Genomic DNA, 2,136 nt, shown 5'->3' on the forward strand with positions numbered 1-2,136 from the left:
CCCGAGCGCTCCAGTCAACGATCGACCGATCGGAGCTCACGAGGCGGTGCAGGGCAAAAGGGTGGCCCGTACCTCGTCCGCCGTGGCGGCGTCTCCCCCGGGAGCAGGCGGGGGTGCCGCCTTGACTGCCGGGAGAACTTCCGGCTGAGCCTACGGGACATCGTCGCACCGATTCGACCCGGTACAGCCCGGCCGGGCCATTCTGTGAGACATCCCACAGGAACGTGAGGGGCGCCTCAGCTCAGAAGCGACCCGTCGATCTCGTCCCACGAGTTCACGCCGCTCAGTGACAGCGTCAGGTCGATCTCGGCGAGCAGGTTATCGAGGACCTCACCGACTCCGCGGCGGCCCGCGATAGCGAGTCCGTAGAGGTGCGGTCGGCCCAGGGTGACGGCGTCGGCGCCGCAGGCCATCGCCTTGATGACGTCCGCACCACCGCGAACGCCCGAGTCGAGCAGAACGGTGGGCTCGGAACCGACCGCCTCCCGGATCCGGACCAGTGCATCGAGGGTGCCGATGGACCCGTCGACCTGCCGTCCGCCGTGATTGGAGACCATGACCGCGTCGACGCCCGTATCGAACGCGCGCTGCGCGTCGTCCGGGTGCAGGACGCCCTTGAGCACGATCGGCAGACGCGTCCGCTCGCGCAATGTGGCGAGGTGATCCCAGTTGAGGGCGGGGTTGGAGAACGTGTCGAGGAAGGTCTGGACCGCAGCGCGGGTCTCGGGCGCGCGGAGATTGTCGAGAAGTCGGCCCGGGTGGTTGCGAGCCATCTCCAGCATCGTCCGGACCGCCTGCGGCGTCACCGTCACCGGTTCGTCCTCCACATCGGTGGCCACCCGCTCGGCGACGAGCTCGGCGAACCGCGGATCCGAGGTGTACTGGGCGATGCCGACCCCGCGGGTGAACGGCAGCGAGCCCAGGTCGAGGTCCCAGGGCCGCCACCCGAGCAGCGTCGTGTCGAGCGTGACGACCAGGGCACCGGCATCGATGGCCTCCGCGCGGGCGATGAAGCTGTCGACCAGCGCCTCGTCCTTGCTCCAGTACAGCTGGAACCACCGCGGGGCGGAGCCCGTAGAGGACGCTTCGTCCATCGCGGCGGCGGTCGCCTCCATCGGCGAGGAGCCCTGCGAGGACAGGATGTAGGGCAGACCTCGCTCCGCGGCCGCCGCTCCCACATCGAGGTCCGCGTCGCGGGTGATGAGCCCAGCCGCGCCTATCGGGGCGACCAGCACCGGGGCGGGCAGCCGTCGGCCGAACAGTTCCACCGAGAGGTCACGCTCGGAGGTGTCCCGCAGCATCCGAGGCACGATCCGGCGGCGGTCGAACGCCTCGCGGTTGGCATCCATCGTGGCACCCGAGCCCGCGCCGCCGTAGATATACGCCCACGCCCGGCGGCCGCCCGGGCGCCGCAGCAGCGAACGCCTCGCCGCGGCCTCCAGGCGGCCCGCCTCGGTCGGCACCTTCGGCGTGATCCCGGAGATCCCCGCTCGGTAGATGACGTTCTGGCGGGCGCGTCCGAGCGGGTTCGAGGGTGCGGGCATGGCCGTCACGCTACCCGGGCCGCCCACCGGCCGCCGGGTCTGAACCTGTATCGCCCGAGCGTGACCGCAGCGCTCCCAGCGAGTGCGTCGCCTTGTTTCCGACCACGGTCGCCCGCCAGCACGATGACCCCTACCGTGTGACGTAAGGCACGCACTGTGCGGGAACAGACGACGAAAGGCGGCCGATCGTCATGGTCAAGCGTCAGGTACCGAAGCCGAGCGAGATCTTCGAACTCATGCAGTTCCGCAAGCCGAGTCTGGATTTCCGGGCCAACCGCCTGTCCCGCGCGCAGTCGATTCCGGATCTCCGTGCGATCGCCAAGCGGCGTACTCCCGCCGCGGCGTTCGACTACACCGACGGCTCGGCGGACCGGGAGATCTCCCTCGCTCGCGCACGAAAGGCGTTCGAGGATGTCGAACTCCACCCGGGCGTGCTCACCGACGTCTCGGACCTCGACACCACCACTACGATTCTCGGGGGCCCGTCCGCTCTGCCGTTCGGCATCGCGCCGATCGGGTTCACCCGGCTCATGCAGACCGAGGGCGAGATCGCCGGAGCCGGGGCTGCGGCCGCTGCCGGTATCCCGTTCTC

Annotated in this window: 2 protein-coding genes; one reads left to right on the forward strand and one right to left on the reverse strand. The window is 70.0% G+C overall.

What is annotated here, in order from left to right; translation table 11 throughout:
• Window positions 1–236: 236 nt before the first annotated feature.
• Window positions 237–1,544 carry an alpha-hydroxy-acid oxidizing protein gene (locus tag ACWIE7_RS18900; RefSeq protein ID WP_454070288.1) on the reverse strand — a complete coding sequence of 436 codons (1,308 nt, stop codon included), beginning with the start codon at window positions 1,542–1,544 and terminating at the stop codon, window positions 237–239.
• A 191-nt stretch (window positions 1,545–1,735) separates the two neighbouring features.
• On the opposite strand from ACWIE7_RS18900, the gene ACWIE7_RS18905 reads away from it, so the two are divergent.
• Window positions 1,736–2,136: alpha-hydroxy acid oxidase (locus ACWIE7_RS18905; protein ID WP_454070289.1), on the forward strand; the 401-nt coding region annotated here is incomplete at its 3' end.

The organism is Dietzia sp. NPDC055343, from assembly GCF_053645265.1.